Consider the following 14,980-nt stretch of genomic DNA (forward strand, 5'->3'; position numbering starts at 1 on the left):
ATGCCCAACCAGAACGTGTCCGACGAGAACCTGTCCAACGAAGCGCGGCTGCTGCAGTACCTCCAACGTACGACCGCGGAACTCGACCGGGTCGAGGCCCGGCTGAGGAACGTCACCGAGCGGGACACCGAACCCCTGGCCGTCGTCGGTATGAGCTGCCGGTTCCCCGGCGGAGTGAGCTCACCGGACGAGCTCTGGCAGCTGGTGGACGAGGGCCGGGACGCCATCACCGGATTCCCCACCGACCGGGGCTGGGATCTCGAGAACCTGTACGACCCCGACCCGGAGAGCATCGGCAAGAGCTATGTCCGCGAGGGCGGTTTCCTCCACGACGCCGCCGACTTCGACCCCGCCTTCTTCGGCATCTCACCGCGCGAGGCCGTCACCGTCGATCCCCAGCAGCGGCTGCTGCTGGAGACCACGTGGGAGGCGTTCGAGCAGGCCGGTATCGTCCCCGACACCCTCAGGGGCAGCGACACCGGAGTATTCGTCGGGATCATGTTCGACGAGTACGGTCTGCGCTTCCTCAAGACGCCCATCGAGGGCTTCGACGGCTACCTCGGCGTGGGCAGCGCGGGCAGCGTGGCATCGGGCCGCATCTCCTACTCGTTCGGCTTCGACGGGCCCGCCGTGACCGTCAACACGGCGTGCTCCTCCTCGCTGGTGGCCCTTCACATGGCCGGGCAGTCCCTGCGCCGTGGGGAGTGCTCCCTCGCCGTGGTCAGCGGCGTGATGCTGATGGCCACCCCCTTCTCCTTCACGGAGTTCAGCCGGCAGCGCGGCCTCGCTCCCGACGGCCGTGCCAAGTCCTACGCCGCCGGCGCGGACGGCACGTCCTGGGCCGAGGGCGTGGGTTCGCTGATCGTGGAGCGGCTCTCCGACGCACGGCGCCGCGGCCACCGGGTCCTCGCCGTGGTGCGGGGCTCGGCCGTCAACCAGGACGGGGCGAGCAACGGGCTGACCGCCCCGCACGGTCCCTCCCAGGAGAAGCTGATCCGTGAGGCGCTGGCGAACGCCGGGCTCAAGGCGAGCGATGTCGACGCCGTCGAGGGGCACGGCACCGGCACGAAGCTCGGGGACCCCATCGAAGCCAACGCGCTGCTGGCCACCTACGGCCAGGGACGCGAGGGGCGGCCGCTGTGGCTGGGCTCGCTGAAGTCCAACGTCGGTCACACCCAGTCGGCCGCGGGCATCGGCGGCATCATCAAGATGGTCAAGGCCATGGAGCACGGCCGGCTGCCCAGAACGCTGCACGTGGACGCGCCGAGCCCGCATGTCGACTGGGCCGGCGGGGACGTACGGCTCCTCACCGAACCGGTGGACTGGCCCGCCTCCGAGCGGGTGCGCCGGGCCGGCATCTCCAGCTTCGGCATCAGCGGAACCAACGCCCACGTCATCATCGAGGAGCCGTCCGCCGCCGACGGGGCCGCCACGGCCGCCGAGCCGGGGGAGCGACCGAAGGCGCCCGAGGGACAGGTGATCCCCTGGCTGCTGTCCGGCCGCGGCGCCGAGGCGCTGCGTGCCCAGGCCCGCAACCTCCTGGCGGCCGTCGACGGCAAGGACCCCCTCGACGTCGCCTACTCCCTCGCCACCACGCGCACCGCGATGGAGCACCGCGCCGTTCTCACCGGCAGTGACGGCGACGAGCTGCTGCACGCCCTCAAGGCGCTGGCCGACGGCGCCCCGGCCCCGCAGACCGTCCGCGGACAGACCCGGAGTTCCGGGCGGACGGCGTTCCTCTTCACCGGCCAGGGCAGCCAGCGGCTCGGTATGGGGCGCACCCTCTACGCCACGCAACCCCGCTTCGCCGAGGCCTTCGACGCGGTGTGCGAGGCACTGGACGCGCACCTCGCCCGGCCGCTCCGCCAGGTCGTCTTCGCCGAGTCGGACCCCGAAGGACTCCTGGACCGGACCGAGTTCACCCAGCCCGCGCTGTTCGCCATCGAGGTGGCGCTGTTCCGGCTGCTGGAGGCGTGGGGCCTGCGGCCCGACTTCGTCACCGGCCACTCCGTCGGCGAGATCGCCGCGGCGCATGTCGCCGGTGTGCTGTCGCTGCCGGACGCGGCCGAGCTGGTCGCGGCCAGGGGCAGGCTGATGCAGAACCTGCCCGGCGGTGGCGCGATGTTCGCCGTCCAGGCCACCGAGGAGGAAGCCCGGCAAGCGCTCGCCGGCGCCGAGGACCGAGCCTCCATCGCGGCGCTCAACGGCCCGTCCTCGCTGGTCCTCTCCGGCGACGAGGACGTCGTGGCCGCCGTCGCGGCACGCTTCGAGCGGGAGGGCCGTAAGACCAAGCGGCTCGTGGTCAGCCACGCCTTCCACTCCCCGCACATGGACGGCATGCTCGAGGAGTTCGGCACCGTCGTGAAGAGCCTGACCTTCGCGGCCCCGGCGATCCCCCTGATCTCCGACGTCACCGGTGAAATGGCCGGGCAGGACGTGCTCGGCCGGCCCGAGTACTGGGTGCGGCACGTGCGCGAGGCCGTGCGTTTCAGCGATGCCGTGGCCACACTGCGCGCGCAGCGGGTCGCCACCTTCGTGGAACTCGGCCCCGACGCGACCCTCTCCGCCATGACCCGCCAGTGCCTCGGCGACGACCAGGACGCCCTGGTCGTACCGCTGCTGCGCCGGGACAGGCCCGAGCCCGCCGGTCTCACCGCCGCCCTGGCCGAGCTGCACGTACGAGGCGTGTCCGCGAACTGGGAGGCGTTCTTCGCGGGACTCGGCGCACGCCGGGTGGACCTGCCCACCTACGCCTTCCAGCGGCAGCGCTACTGGCTCGACGAGCCCCCGGTCGAGGGCGACGTCTCCTCCGCCGGTCTCACCTCGGCGGGCCATCCGCTGCTCGGTGCCGTCACCACCCTTGCCGCCGGTGACACAGCCGTCCTCAGCGGCCGTCTCTCCCGGCAGACCCATCCGTGGCTCGCGGACCACGTCGTTCACGACACGACTCTGGTTCCCGGTACGGCGCTGCTGGAGCTGGCCGTCCGGGCCGGTGCCCATCTCGGGCACGAGACCGTCGAGGAGCTGACGCTCCAGGAGCCGATGATCCTCCCCGAGCAGGGCGCCGTCCGCATCCAGGTGATCGTCGGCGCTCCGGAGGAGGACGGCCACCGTTCGGTGCACCTGTACTCGAGGCCGGACGGTTCCGACGCCGGGGACGACGACGAGGCGTGGACCCTGCACGCGGCCGGCCGGCTCACCCAGCCCGGAACGTCCTCGCCGCAGACCGGTCTGGCGCAGTGGCCGCCGCACGACGCCACGGAGGTGGAGCTCGACGGCCTCTACGACCGGCTGGCCGACAGCGGCTTCGCCTACGGCCCGGCGTTCCAGGCCCTGAGCGCGGTGTGGCGCCGAGACGACGAACTGTTCGCCCAGGTGGACCTGCCCGCCGAAGAGGCGGCTCAGGCGGGGGACTTCGGACTCCACCCCGCTCTGCTCGACGCCGCGCTGCACGCCCTGGCCTGGGAGGACCTGCGCGACGGCACGCCCTCGGGACGGCTGCCGTTCTCCTGGAACGGGGTGCGGCTGCACGCCGTCGGGGCTTCCTCGCTGCGGGTTCGTTACACAGGGCAGGACGCCGGGTCGGTCACGCTGACCGCTGCGGACCCCGAAGGCAACCCCGTCGTCACCGTCGACGCCTTCGTCTCCCGGCCCGTCTCGGGAGAGCAGTTGGGCAAGGGGCGCAGGGCCGCTGCCGACGGGCTCTTCCAGGTGGACTGGACAGCGCTCCCCGCCCCCGCCGGGACCGCCACCGCGACCGCCACGGTGAGTACCTTCGCTTCCCCGACGGCCTTGCTGGAGGCGCTCGCCGCCGGTGAGTTCACTGCCGGGGACGCCGTGGTGAACTGCGTGCCGGCCCCCGCTGGAGAGCTCACCCAGGTGCTGCGGCAGACCACCGGACAGGTGCTGGAGCTGCTGCGGACGTGGCTGGCCGACGGCCCCGAAACCCCGTCCCGGCTGGTGCTGGTGACCCGGCGCGCCGTGGCCGCCGGACCCGACGAGGACGTCCTCGACCTGGCGGCGGCCCCCATATGGGGCCTGGTCCGCTCCGCCCAGTCCGAGGCGCCCGGCCGCTTCGTCCTGGTCGACGGCGACGGCGACGAACCCATGCCGGACCAGCCCGTCACACCCGGGTCCGCATGGGCTGCGGCACTGGCATCGGGCGAGCCCCAACTGGCGCTGCGCTCGGGCACGTTCCTCACCCCCCGTCTGGCGCGGGCCGCACATTCCGGTGCCGTCGCGACGGACCCGGCCGCCTGGCAGGGCACCGTACTGATCACCGGAGGCACCGGAGAGCTCGGCGCGCTGCTGGCCCGTCATCTGACGACCGAGCACGGCGCACGCCGGCTGATGCTGACGAGCCGTTCCGGACCCGACGCCCCCGGCGCCGCGGAACTCGTCGAGGAACTGCGGGAACTGGGCGCGGACGTCACCGTGGCCGCCTGCGACGTCGGCGACCGGGAGTCGCTGGCCGCGCTGCTCGGCACGATTCCGGCCGAACACCCGCTGTCCGCGGTGGTGCACACCGCGGGTGTCCTCGACGACGGGATCATCACCTCGATCACGCCGGAGCGCCTCGACAAGGTGCTGCGCCCGAAGGCGGACGCCGCCCTCCACCTCCACGAACTCACCCGGGGCGCCGACCTGAAGGCCTTCGTGCTGTTCTCGTCCGTCGCCGGCACGCTGGGCAGCCCGGGCCAGGGCAGCTACGCGGCGGGCAACACCTTCCTGGACGCCCTGGCGCAGCACCGCGCCGCCCAGGGGCTGCCGGCGACCTCGCTGGCCTGGGGCATGTGGCAGCCGAGCGGCGGCATGGCCGGCACGCTCGGGGCGGCGGACCTCAAGCGGATGGAGCGCTACGGCGTCCTGGCGATCTCCCCCGAGCAGGGCACGGCGCTCTTCGACGACGCGTGCGGGAACGGACGCGCCGTCATGGTGCCGGTGCGGCTGGACCGTAAGGCGCTGCGCACCTCGGGTTCGTCCCTGCCGCCACTGCTGCGCGGACTCGTCCGCACCGCGGCGCGGCGCGCCGGTGCGGGATCCGCCGTGTCGGAGGGCCGAGCCGAGACGACGCTGCGCGACAAGCTGGCAGGGCTCACCGGTGAGGAACGCCTCAAGGCGGTCACCGAGGCCGTGTCGAGCGCGGTCGCGGGCGTGCTCGGCCACGACAGCGCCGACGCGGTCGATGCCGGGACGTCGTTCCGGGACCTGGGGTTCGATTCGCTGACCTCGCTGGAGCTGCGCAACGCGGTGAACCAGGCGACCGGGCTGCGCCTGCCGGCCACGGCGGTCTTCGACCACCCGACACCGACCCAGCTCGCGGCCTTCGTCGACGGGGAGTTGGGGGACATCGCCGAAGGCGCCTCCGCCGCCGGCCGGCACGGCGGCGACACCCTGGTCACCCTGTTCCGGGAGGCCCACGAGCGCGGGCGGCTGGGCGATGCGGTCGACCTGCTGGTCACCGCGTCCCGGCTGCGCCCGGCCTTCGACGAGGGCACGTCACTGCCGGCGTTCCCGGAGCCCAGCGGCTCCGCGGACGGACCCGTGGTCGTGTGCTTCCCCTCGATGATCGCGATCTCCGGCCCACAGGAGTACGCCGCGTTCACCTCGGCGCTGACGGGCCACGCCGTCTCCGTCCCCGCCCTGCCCGGGTTCTCCCGCGGCGAGGAGCTTCCGGGGTCGCTCGCCGCCCTGATCGACGCCCAGGCGCAGGCCGCGCTGGACCTGGCCGGCGACCGAGGGCTGGTGCTGCTCGGCCGGTCCACCGGCGGCTGGATCGCCCATGCGGTCGCGCAGCGACTGGTGGAGCGCGACGCCGCGCCGCAGGCCGTGGTACTGCTCGACACCCTGGCCTGCCCGCTGGATCTGGCGGACCTGTCGATGGTCGCGGACCAGATGCTCGCTCCGGAGAGCAGCGTCTGGATGGACGACGACCGGCTGATCGCCATGGGCGGCTATCTGCGTGCCTTCGACGGCTGGGATCCCACGAGCACGGGCGTTCCCACGGTGCTGCTGCGGGCCGAGGAGCGCTCCGGTACGCACGACCGGCCGCGCTGGCCGCTGGCCGACGCCGTCGTGGACGTACCGGGCGATCACTTCACGATGCTGAGCGAGCACGTGGGGACGACGGCCGAGGCGGTCGCGCAGCGGCTGCGCGCGCTGGTCGAGGCGACGCGGGAGCACGACGGAGACGGCGCGTGACCGGGCGCCTGGGGACCCTGGAGCGGATCGAGTCCGCGCTGCCCGATCGCACGGTCGTCGTCGAGGCCATGGGCAAGACCCTCGGACTGAGCCGGGCGAAGCTGTCCCTCTTCCGCAAGGTGCACGGTCTGCAGACGCTGCGTCTGGACCCCGGACTCTCCCTGGTGGACCTGGTGTTGTCGGCAGCCCGGGGAGTGGTCACCGGGCTCGCCGACCCGCTCCGGGTGCGGTACGTCATCCACGCCCGCGCCATCCATCAGGTCGCTCCGGCCGGGACGGACATCGCCCGGGAGGTCCGGGACGCGCTCGGGCTCGGCCACGCCGAGGCGTTCGCCGTGACCCAGCAGAACTGTGCCAGCGGGCTCGGAGCCATCGAGGTCGCCGCCGCCCTGCTGGCCGGCGGCGATCCGGCGGACCGCGCGCTGGTGTTGACGGGGGAGAAGCCGTTCTGTCCGCAGGTGCAGCTGGTGCCCAACACCGCGATCATGGGGGAGGCCGCGGCGGCCTGCCTGGTCGCGGCGGAGGGCACCGGCCACCCGGTCCTCTCCCTGGTGAGCCGTACCTTGGGCGAGTACGCGGACCTGATCTCCCTGCCCGCCGAGGAGGCCGCCCGGTTCGGGAAGGCCTACGCGCCCACCCTCGCCGACGTCATCCGCCAGGCGGTCGCCGAGGCCGGACTCTCCCTGGGCGACATCGACCTGATCATTCCGCACAACGTCAACCTCATGTCCTGGCGCCAGACCATCGCGGAACTGGACATACCGGCCGATCGGGTGTTCCTGGACAACATCGCCCGGTACAGCCACTGCTTCACCTCGGACGTCTTCGTCAACTACACGACGCTGCGCGACGACGGCCGGCTGGCCGAGGGCCGGCACTACCTGATGGCCGGTGTCGGCGCCGGGGCCACGTTCAGCGCGGCCGTACTGACCTACCGGGGAGCGCGATGAGCGCCGAGTATCGAGAGGTTCCACCCATGAGCACGCGCGTCACGACTCTGGAGGCGATCGAGTCCTTCGTGCCGGAGCGCCGGGTGCCCGTCGCCGACCTGGCGGACCGACTGGGCCTGCGCCCCACCAAGCTCAGGCTCTTCCAGCGGATGCACGGACTGAAGGAGATCCGGTTCGATCCGGAACTCGGACTCTTCGACGTGCTCCTCCCGGCGGCCCGCCGCGTCGTCGCGGCCGGGGACGCGGCGGAGCGCATCCGCTACGTCCTGTACGCCCACACGACCCAGGCGGTGGCCCCGGCCCATGTCGACCCCGCCCGGGAGGTGCGGGACCGGCTCGGGCTGCACCATGCGCAGGCGTTCGCGCTGAGCCACCAGAACTGCGCCAGCGGTATGGCCGCCGTCGATGTGGCCGCCGAACTGCTGCGGGCGGAGGGCCGGGCCGGTGACCGCGCCCTCGTGGTGACGGGGGAGCAGGCCTTCTCGCCGAAGGTCCAGCTCATCGACGACGTCGCCATCATGGGCGACGCGGCCGCCGCCTGTCTGGTCACTCTGGACGGGGCCGGCGACGCGGTGCGCTCCTACGCCACCCGCACCCTGGGGGAGTTCTCGGCGGCGATGCTGCTCGACGGAGAGAAGTCCCTGCGGTTCGGCAAGGTGTACGCGCCGGAGCTCGCCAAGGTGATGCGGCAGGCGGTCGACGAGGCCGGACTCGGGTTCTCCGACATCGACCTGGTGATCCCGCACAACGTCAACCTGCAGTCGTGGCGCCAGACGATCAGTGAGCTGGGCATTCCCCGGGAGCAGGTGTTCCTGGAGAACGTCGAGCGGTTCAGCCACTGCTTCGCCTCGGACGTCTTCCTCAACTACACGACCCTGCGCGACGAGGGCCGGCTGACGGAGGGCAGGCACTACCTGTTCGCCACCGTCGGTCTGGGCGCCACGTTCGCGGCGATGGTCATCACCCACCATGCGTCCCGGACCGGATCGCAGCCGGGTCCGGACACAGTGAAGGAATCGGCATGACCACCACCGAACTCGAGATCCAGGGAATTCCGGTGTCCGCGATCGCCGAGGAATTCGGCACACCGGTGTACGTCTACGACGCGGACGTCATCCGGAGCACCTATGAGGAACTGCGCGGGCTGATGCATCCCGCGGTCGACATCTACTTGTCCCTCAAGGCGAATCCGAACATCAGCGTCTGCGGATATCTGGGGGCGCTCGGTGCCGGCGCCGAGGTGTCCTCGCTGGTCGAGCTGGAGACGGTCCGGCGGGCCGGCATAAGGACCGAGGACACCATCTTCCTCGGCCCGGGAAAGACCCGTGCGGAACTCGAGGCATGCGTGGCGGCCGGGCTGCGTGCCGTGGTCTGCGAGTCGCTGGAGGAACTCACGGTCCTCGACGGGATCGCGGCGGACAGCGGTCGTGCCGATCTGCCGGTGATCCTCCGCTTCAACCCGGACTTCCACACCAAGGGATCCGGCCTGGCGATGGGCGGAAAACCACGCCAGTTCGGCATCGACGCCGCTCAGTTGCGTGACGCGCGCACCGTGGTCAAAGGGCTGAGGCGGGCCCGGGTCATCGGATTCCACGCATACATGGGAACGCGGTTCCTTCATCATGAGGACCTCGTTCACAACACACGGGAAATTCTCACGGCATCGATCACCCTGGCTTCCGAGTTGGAGGTCGATCTGCGCACGGTTGATTTCGGCGGCGGCTTCGGGATACCGTACTTCGACAATGAACCGGAGCTGAATATTCCCGAGTTGACTGCCGGTATCAACGAAGCGGTCGTCGAATTCCTGGAACAGTACCCGGACTGTCGGCTCATCAACGAGCTCGGCCGCTACCTCACCGCCATGTGCGGCACGTACGTGACCAGGGCCCTGTACGTCAAGGAGTCCATGGGTGAGCAGTTCGTGGTCGCGGACGGCGGTACCAACCACCACATGGCGGCCGTGGGAGTGGGCAGCTTCGTCAAGCGGAACTTCCCGATCCGGTCGCTGAGCCGGTACCACGAGGAACCCACGGCCGAGTACACCCTCACCGGCCCCCTGTGCACCCCGAACGACGTCATCGGCAAGCGCGTCGCCCTCCCCGAGGTGCGCCCCGGGGACCTCATCGGGGTCGAGCGCTCGGGTGCGTACGGGCCGTCCGCCTCACCCGGGCTGTTCCTCAGCCACGGGTTCCCGGCCGAGGTCATGGTCCACCGGGGCACCGCCCACCTGGTGCGGCGACGCGACGCCGTCGAGGACCTGCTCGGCAAGCAGCGCCTCATCAGCTTCTGACACTGACACCCCTGACCCGTTCGACTTCGACAAGAGGATGAATCCCATGGACAACACGGCAGTCGTGGAGTCGGTCGAGACCGCGCTCACGGACGTACTGGAGAGAGAGGTCAGCGGACTCACCGCCGAGCAGCGCCTCTTCGAGGATCTGCACCTGGACTCGACGTCGGTGATGGAGATGCTCATGTTCCTGGAGGACCGTCTGGGCATAGTCATCGATCCGGAGACGCTGGACATGGACGACTTCCAGACCGTGGGCACGCTCACCGCATACCTGCAGCGGCTGCTCGGCGCGGGGGAGTGAGGATGCCCGTCCTGCGCGCGGCCGCCGCGGTCGCCGACCCACCGCACCAGCCGTACCACGACGATCCGTCCATCGTCGGCTTCTTCAAGGACCTGGTGGAGCCCTTCGGTGCCACCGTCGACGAGCAGCGCCTGCGCGACGGGGCCAATGTGTCCCATCGCGACCTCGTGGACCGGCTGTTCGCGGAAGTGGGATCCGACGAGCGGGCGGACCTGGTCGTCGTCAGTCATGCGCTGCCCGATGTGCATCCGTTCACCGCGGTCGCCTCGCACCTGAACATGCTGCTCGGGGGCGCCGCGAAAAGCTTCTGCATCTCCGAGCAGGGTCTGGCGGCCCCTTTCACGGCGTTGCGGATCATCTCCGCTCTCCAGCGCGCCGGCAGGGCGGAGCGGTCCGTTCTCGCGGTCCTGGAGCAGACCACCCTGCCCACGCCCCATCCGCTCGTCGACTCCGGCGAGTTGACGGACTCCGGTGTGTTGCTGGTCCTCGGCGGCGGGGACGGGCTCGGCGTGTCCGCGGTCGAGTCCCACGCCTCCCCGGAGGCGACCACGGCCCGGCTCGCCGAACTCGCCGCCGACCCGACGGGGGTCCTCCTCGTGCTCGGGCCAGGGGCGCGGGACATGGCGGACGCACCGGCCGGAGTGAAGGTCCACCATGCCGGCGACGGGAGTTACTGCACCAGCGTCTGGCTCGAGTTGGCCCGTCACTGGCAGGAGTGGCGGCGCGACCACTCCGCCGTGATCCTCTGCGACGTCGATCCCCTCGTGCGGGAAGGGCACATGGCCGTGCTGCGCCCGGTCGGGGCTCCCCTCCCGGCGCGCTGACGGGGCGCGGCGGATGCGGATCGGAATCGACGTCCTCGAACTGGGCGAGCTGGACCGGCTGCAGGAGCGCTCCTGGTTCCGCCGGTACACCTACACCGCGGACGAACTCGCTCTCGCGGCCTCCTTCGGCCCGGAGCGGGAGAGGGAGTTCCTCGCCGGACGGTTCGCCGCGAAGGAGGCCGTGCTCAAGGTGCTGGGCACGGGGTTCGGCAGCGGGCTGGCACCCCGGCACATCAGCGTCGTCCGCGACACGCGCGCCGCGCCGCTGGTGCGCCTCGCCGATGTCGCGGCCCGGCGGGCGGCGGGGATCGGCGTGTCGGACCTCGCGCTGTCCATCGCGCACAAGGGGGAGTACGTGGTCGCCGTCGCCCTCGGACGCGAGAGCGGGGGAGAGGAGGCGGACGGGGAACGGGACGGCACGGTGACGGGGATGGCGCGGGCCGTCCTGGACGAGATCGCCGCACGCGAGATGTCACGCAACGAACAGGCAGAGTGAGGAAGAGAGATGTCCGAGGCGGTCTCCGCGACGCTGCGTATGCGCATGGGGCAGAAGGATGCCCGTTATGGCGGAAATCTGGTGGACGGTGCATGCATACTGCAACTGTTCGGCGATGTCGTGACGGAGATCACCATTCAAACGGATGGGGACGAGGGCTTGCTCACTGGTTACAGTGAGGTTGAATTCAAGGCCCCTGTATTCGCCGGTGATTACGTCGAGGTGACGGGGCGTCTGGTGGGCAGGAGTAGACTTCGGCGCATCGTGGAATTCACGGCTCGCAAATACATCGCTGCCCGTTACGACTTGGGGGGAACACGGGCCGAGGTGCTCGACGAACCGCTGGTCGTCTGCCGGGCGGTGGGTACTGCCGTGATTCCACCGGCCGCCGCTCGGCGGCGATCGTCCGGGGCCGGCAAGGCTGCGGTCGCCCATGTGCTCGAAGGAGAATGAGAAGGGGTCATGAGCTTACCCACGCAAACGAGTGCAAAACCCAGTCGGGTGCTGCTGATTGCGGTGTGCAGCGCCTTTCTGGTGGGCCTCGACTCGATGATTACCGTTCCACTGGTCCCGGCCATTGCCGAGGACACCGGAACAGCGGCGAGACTCGGCGGTCTTTTCGTCAGCGCCTATGCGTTGCTCTTCGCCCTCTCGGCGCCCCTCTGCGGCGCCATGTCCGACCGGATAGGTCGGCGCACCATTCTCACGACCGGACTCGTCACCTTCGCCCTGGGCAATATTCTGACGGGTGTCACTTCGGACTTCGTTCCGCTGCTGGTGTGCCGAGGCGTGGCCGGTCTCGGCGCCGCGATGATCATGCCCAGCGTCTACGCGATGATCGCGGACAGCTTCCCGTTCGAGCGTCGCGGCAAGGTGATGGGCATCGTGGTGGCGGGGCTTCTCAGCTCCACCGTCATCGGTGTGCCGCTCGGCTCCTACCTCGCCTATCTGATGGGCTGGCGGGCCGCGTTCTTCGCCGTCGGCGCGGTGGCCGTCCTGGTCTGCGCGCTGGTGTTCGCGTTGATCGGCGCCACCCCGCCGCGGGCCGCGGCCGGGCAGCAGAGCGCCGCGAGCCCGGTGGCCCTCTACCTCGGCATGGTCAAGCGGGCCGTCACCACACCCGCCGTGCTCTGCGTCCTGGGCTGCACGCTCCTGTGGGCCTTCGCGCTGTACGGCATGTTCTCCAACATCGGCATCTTCTACGCGGAACGCTTCGACTTCAACGAGGCGCAGACAGGCCTCGCCATCATGGGCTCGGGGGCCGGCAGCATGACCGGAGCCCTGCTGGGCGGCCGTATCGCCGACCGGCTCGGCAAGCGCACCGTGCTCGTCGCGGCCGCCCTCGTCGCGGCCACCGGGGTCACCTCCGTGGCGCTCATCGGAGAGCACCTCGTTCCCGTCCTCATCGTCTTCGTCATGTGGGGAACCGCGGTGGGCGTCGGCCAGCCGTCGCTGAACGCCCTGGTGAGCGAGCTGCGCCCGGAGATGCGCGGCACCGCCCTGGCCCTCAACAGCTCCGCCCAGTACGGCGGGATGATGCTGGCCACCAGCGTCGCGGCCGTCCTGCTCGACAACGGCGTCTCCTTCTCGGTGATCGGCGCGATCTGCGGAGTCTGCGCGCTCGCGGTGCTGCCGCTGCTCGTCGGCGTACGCGTGGCCGGCAAGGCGGAGGCCGCCGAGGCACCCGCACCGGGGATGGAGGCCAAGGCATGAGCGACGCCCGCAGCAGGGAGTCCGACCCCGGAAAGGTGCTCTTCGAGCGGTTCGTCGACCTGTGGAACGGGGAGGTGGACTTCGCCGACGCCAAGGAGTTCATCGCCGACGACTTCACCGTGCACAGCGCCGAACTCGCCCGCTACCTCGGCTTTCCCGACTCCAGGCGGATCACCACGCGCGACGGGCTCCTCGACTGGGTCACCTCCGTCCGTACGCTCCTCGACGACGTGCGCTTCACCACGCACCCCGGCCCCATCAGGGAGGGCGACCTCGTCGCCGGCGGGTACACGGTGACCGGTACCTACGCCGGAGGCGCCCCCCACGCGACCGTCGCGCCGGGCACCGAAGTGCGGTACTCGGGCATGTCCATCGTCCGTCTCGAGAACGACAGGATCGCCGAGTACTGGGTGCTGTCCGACGCCCTCGGACTGCTGTCCCAACTCGGCGCGCTGCGCAGCGCATGACCGTCTCCGCGCCCTTGCGCGGACACGCTGACGACGCGTCGGGGAACGGCGGGGACGCCGCCCCGGCGCGTCGTCACTCCGGGCACCGGACCCGGGCGACCAGGCCATAGACACGGCGACGGGGGATGTCGTCGCCTGAAGGGAACTGAGCACGTTGTCCGAGAACACGCTCCTGCACCATCTGCTGGACGCCGCCGCCGAGTCCTGGCCCGAGCGTCCAGCCGTCACCCGGCACGATGCGACCACGACCTTCGCCGGACTCCAGGACGCCAGCCACAGACTGGCCGGCTGGCTGCACTCCCGGGGCATAGGCAGGGGACGTCGCGTCGTCCTCGCCATACCCTCCGGCCCGCTCGTGCCCGCCCTCGTCTTCGCGGCCTCCCGCGTCGGCGCCCCGTTCTCCGTCCTCCACGAGCAGGTCCGCGGCGTACCGATGGAGCATGTCCTCGACGACTGCGAGCCGAGTCTGGTCGTCGCCGAGGACACCACGACGCTGGCGGCGGCACGGGACCGCGGTGTGACCGCCGTGGATCCTGCGGAACTGCTCGGTGCGGCCTTCCCCGAACCGGGCACGGCGGCTCCCGCGGAACGCCTTGACCTCCCGGAACCGCTCGCCGTCGACCCGGTCTCACTGATCTACACCTCGGGCACCACCTCGCTGCCCAAGGCCGTGGTGAGCACCCATCAGCAGGTCGTCTTCGCCGCCCGGGCCATCCAGCAGGTCCTCCGGTACCGGGTGGACGACGTCGTCTACTGCCCCCTCCCGCTGTCCTTCGACTACGGGCTCTACCAGCTCTACCTCGGCGCCCTCAGCGGTGCGCACACCGTGCTGGGCAGCGCCGCCGAAGCCGGACCGGCCCTGCTGCGCAGTCTGTTGGAGAGCAAGGCGACCGTCCTGCCCGCCGTCCCCTCGGTCGCCGAGTCGCTGGTCTGGCTGGCGAAGCGGGCGACCGACCACTCCCTGGCCCTGCGGCTGGTGACCAACACCGGGGCCGCGCTGTCCAGTGAGACCGTCAACGCCCTGCGCGCGGCGATACCCGGGTTGCGGGCCCAGGTCATGTACGGGCTGACCGAGTGCAAGCGTGCCGTGATCATGCCACCGGACGGCGATCTGGAACGCCCGGGGTCCTGCGGACTCCCGCTGCCGGGCACCGAGATCCTCATCGTCGACGACCAGGGGGCGCAGGTCCCGCCCGGCACGGTCGGGGAGATCGTGGTCAGGGGGCCCAACGTGATGTCGGGGTACTGGCGTCGGCCCGAACTGAACGCCGAGCGCTTCCCGCTGCGCGACGGACTCTTTCCCGAACTGCGCACCGGTGACTACGGCCACCTGGACGCCGACGGCTACCTGTACTTCTCGGGCCGGCGTGACGACCTGTACAAGGAACGCGGATTCAGGGTGAGCGCCACCGAGGTCGAGGCCGCCGCCCACCGGGTCCCCGGGGTCGTCTCGGCCGCCGTGCTGCCGCCCGCCGGCAAGAGGCCGGCCGTTCTCGCCGTCGTGGCGGAGGCGACCGCCGACGAGGTGCGCGCGCTGATGCGCGATCAGATCGAGGAGTTCAAGATCCCCAGGCGCTGTGTCGTCCTGGAGCAGCTGCCGGTCGGCCGCAACGGAAAGGTCGACCGCACGCGGCTCGGCTCGCTCATCGACGAGCGCCCCGGAGCCGCCGCGGGAGCCGCCGGAGCCTGATCGGGCCGAGTGGTCCCCGGCAGCGGCTTCCCCACCACATCC

11 protein-coding genes are annotated in these 14,980 nt (G+C 71.0%); all 11 read left to right on the forward strand.

Going from position 1 to position 14,980, the window contains the following annotated elements:
* The 11 genes from EJ357_RS39440 to EJ357_RS39490 all read left to right on the forward strand — a co-directional run bounded on the left by EJ357_RS39440 (position 1) and on the right by EJ357_RS39490 (position 14,938).
* The gene (locus EJ357_RS39440) at positions 1–6,201 is read left to right on the forward strand and encodes a type I polyketide synthase (protein WP_175647679.1); all 6,201 of its coding nucleotides are present in this window, start codon (positions 1–3) and stop codon (positions 6,199–6,201) included.
* On the forward strand, positions 6,198–7,151 hold the full coding sequence (locus tag EJ357_RS39445; protein ID WP_126396427.1) for a 3-oxoacyl-[acyl-carrier-protein] synthase III C-terminal domain-containing protein: 954 nt from the start codon (positions 6,198–6,200) through the stop codon (positions 7,149–7,151). The genes EJ357_RS39440 and EJ357_RS39445 overlap by 4 nt, the downstream gene beginning before the upstream one ends.
* A gap of 26 nt (positions 7,152–7,177) precedes the next feature.
* A complete protein-coding gene (locus EJ357_RS39450) occupies positions 7,178–8,176 on the forward strand; it encodes a 3-oxoacyl-ACP synthase III family protein (RefSeq protein ID WP_126396428.1) in 999 nt (332 codons plus the stop codon).
* A complete protein-coding gene (locus EJ357_RS39455) occupies positions 8,173–9,444 on the forward strand; it encodes a type III PLP-dependent enzyme domain-containing protein (RefSeq protein ID WP_126396429.1) in 1,272 nt (423 codons plus the stop codon). Before EJ357_RS39450 ends, EJ357_RS39455 begins: the two co-directional genes overlap by 4 nt.
* Before the next feature lie 46 nt (positions 9,445–9,490).
* The gene (locus EJ357_RS39460) at positions 9,491–9,748 is read left to right on the forward strand and encodes an acyl carrier protein (protein ID WP_126396430.1); all 258 of its coding nucleotides are present in this window, start codon (positions 9,491–9,493) and stop codon (positions 9,746–9,748) included.
* 2 nt (positions 9,749–9,750) lie between these two features.
* Complete coding sequence (locus EJ357_RS39465; RefSeq protein WP_126396431.1) at positions 9,751–10,572, forward strand: hypothetical protein; 822 nt, start codon at positions 9,751–9,753, stop codon at positions 10,570–10,572.
* A 13-nt stretch (positions 10,573–10,585) separates the two neighbouring features.
* Entirely contained in the window at positions 10,586–11,068 is a 483-nt protein-coding gene (acpS, locus tag EJ357_RS39470) for a holo-ACP synthase (protein WP_126396432.1), read from the forward strand.
* A gap of 9 nt (positions 11,069–11,077) precedes the next feature.
* Entirely contained in the window at positions 11,078–11,521 is a 444-nt protein-coding gene (locus tag EJ357_RS39475) for a hotdog family protein (RefSeq protein WP_126396433.1), read from the forward strand.
* A 96-nt stretch (positions 11,522–11,617) separates the two neighbouring features.
* Positions 11,618–12,781: an MFS transporter gene (locus tag EJ357_RS39480; RefSeq protein WP_407698446.1), complete on the forward strand. Its 1,164-nt coding sequence runs from the start codon at positions 11,618–11,620 to the stop codon at positions 12,779–12,781.
* Positions 12,778–13,248: an ester cyclase gene (locus EJ357_RS39485; protein ID WP_126396435.1), complete on the forward strand. Its 471-nt coding sequence runs from the start codon at positions 12,778–12,780 to the stop codon at positions 13,246–13,248. The genes EJ357_RS39480 and EJ357_RS39485 overlap by 4 nt, the downstream gene beginning before the upstream one ends.
* A 154-nt stretch (positions 13,249–13,402) precedes the next feature.
* Positions 13,403–14,938: a class I adenylate-forming enzyme family protein gene (locus tag EJ357_RS39490; protein ID WP_175647680.1), complete on the forward strand. Its 1,536-nt coding sequence runs from the start codon at positions 13,403–13,405 to the stop codon at positions 14,936–14,938.
* Positions 14,939–14,980: the final 42 nt, after the last annotated feature.

This window comes from Streptomyces cyaneochromogenes, from assembly GCF_003963535.1.
Taxonomy (GTDB): domain Bacteria; phylum Actinomycetota; class Actinomycetes; order Streptomycetales; family Streptomycetaceae; genus Streptomyces; species Streptomyces shaanxiensis.

What these genes read in the sequence shown, in the direction of transcription:
- EJ357_RS39440 (WP_175647679.1), top strand. Translation starts at nt 1, where the DNA reads ATGCCCAACCAGAACGTGTCCGACGAGAACCTGTCCAACGAAGCGCGG.
- EJ357_RS39450 (WP_126396428.1), top strand. Translation starts at nt 7,178, where the DNA reads ATGAGCACGCGCGTCACGACTCTGGAGGCGATCGAGTCCTTCGTGCCG.
- EJ357_RS39455 (WP_126396429.1), top strand. Translation starts at nt 8,173, where the DNA reads ATGACCACCACCGAACTCGAGATCCAGGGAATTCCGGTGTCCGCGATC.
- EJ357_RS39460 (WP_126396430.1), top strand. Translation starts at nt 9,491, where the DNA reads ATGGACAACACGGCAGTCGTGGAGTCGGTCGAGACCGCGCTCACGGAC.
- EJ357_RS39465 (WP_126396431.1), top strand. Translation starts at nt 9,751, where the DNA reads ATGCCCGTCCTGCGCGCGGCCGCCGCGGTCGCCGACCCACCGCACCAG.
- acpS (WP_126396432.1), top strand. Translation starts at nt 10,586, where the DNA reads ATGCGGATCGGAATCGACGTCCTCGAACTGGGCGAGCTGGACCGGCTG.
- EJ357_RS39475 (WP_126396433.1), top strand. Translation starts at nt 11,078, where the DNA reads ATGTCCGAGGCGGTCTCCGCGACGCTGCGTATGCGCATGGGGCAGAAG.
- EJ357_RS39480 (WP_407698446.1), top strand. Translation starts at nt 11,618, where the DNA reads ATGATTACCGTTCCACTGGTCCCGGCCATTGCCGAGGACACCGGAACA.
- EJ357_RS39485 (WP_126396435.1), top strand. Translation starts at nt 12,778, where the DNA reads ATGAGCGACGCCCGCAGCAGGGAGTCCGACCCCGGAAAGGTGCTCTTC.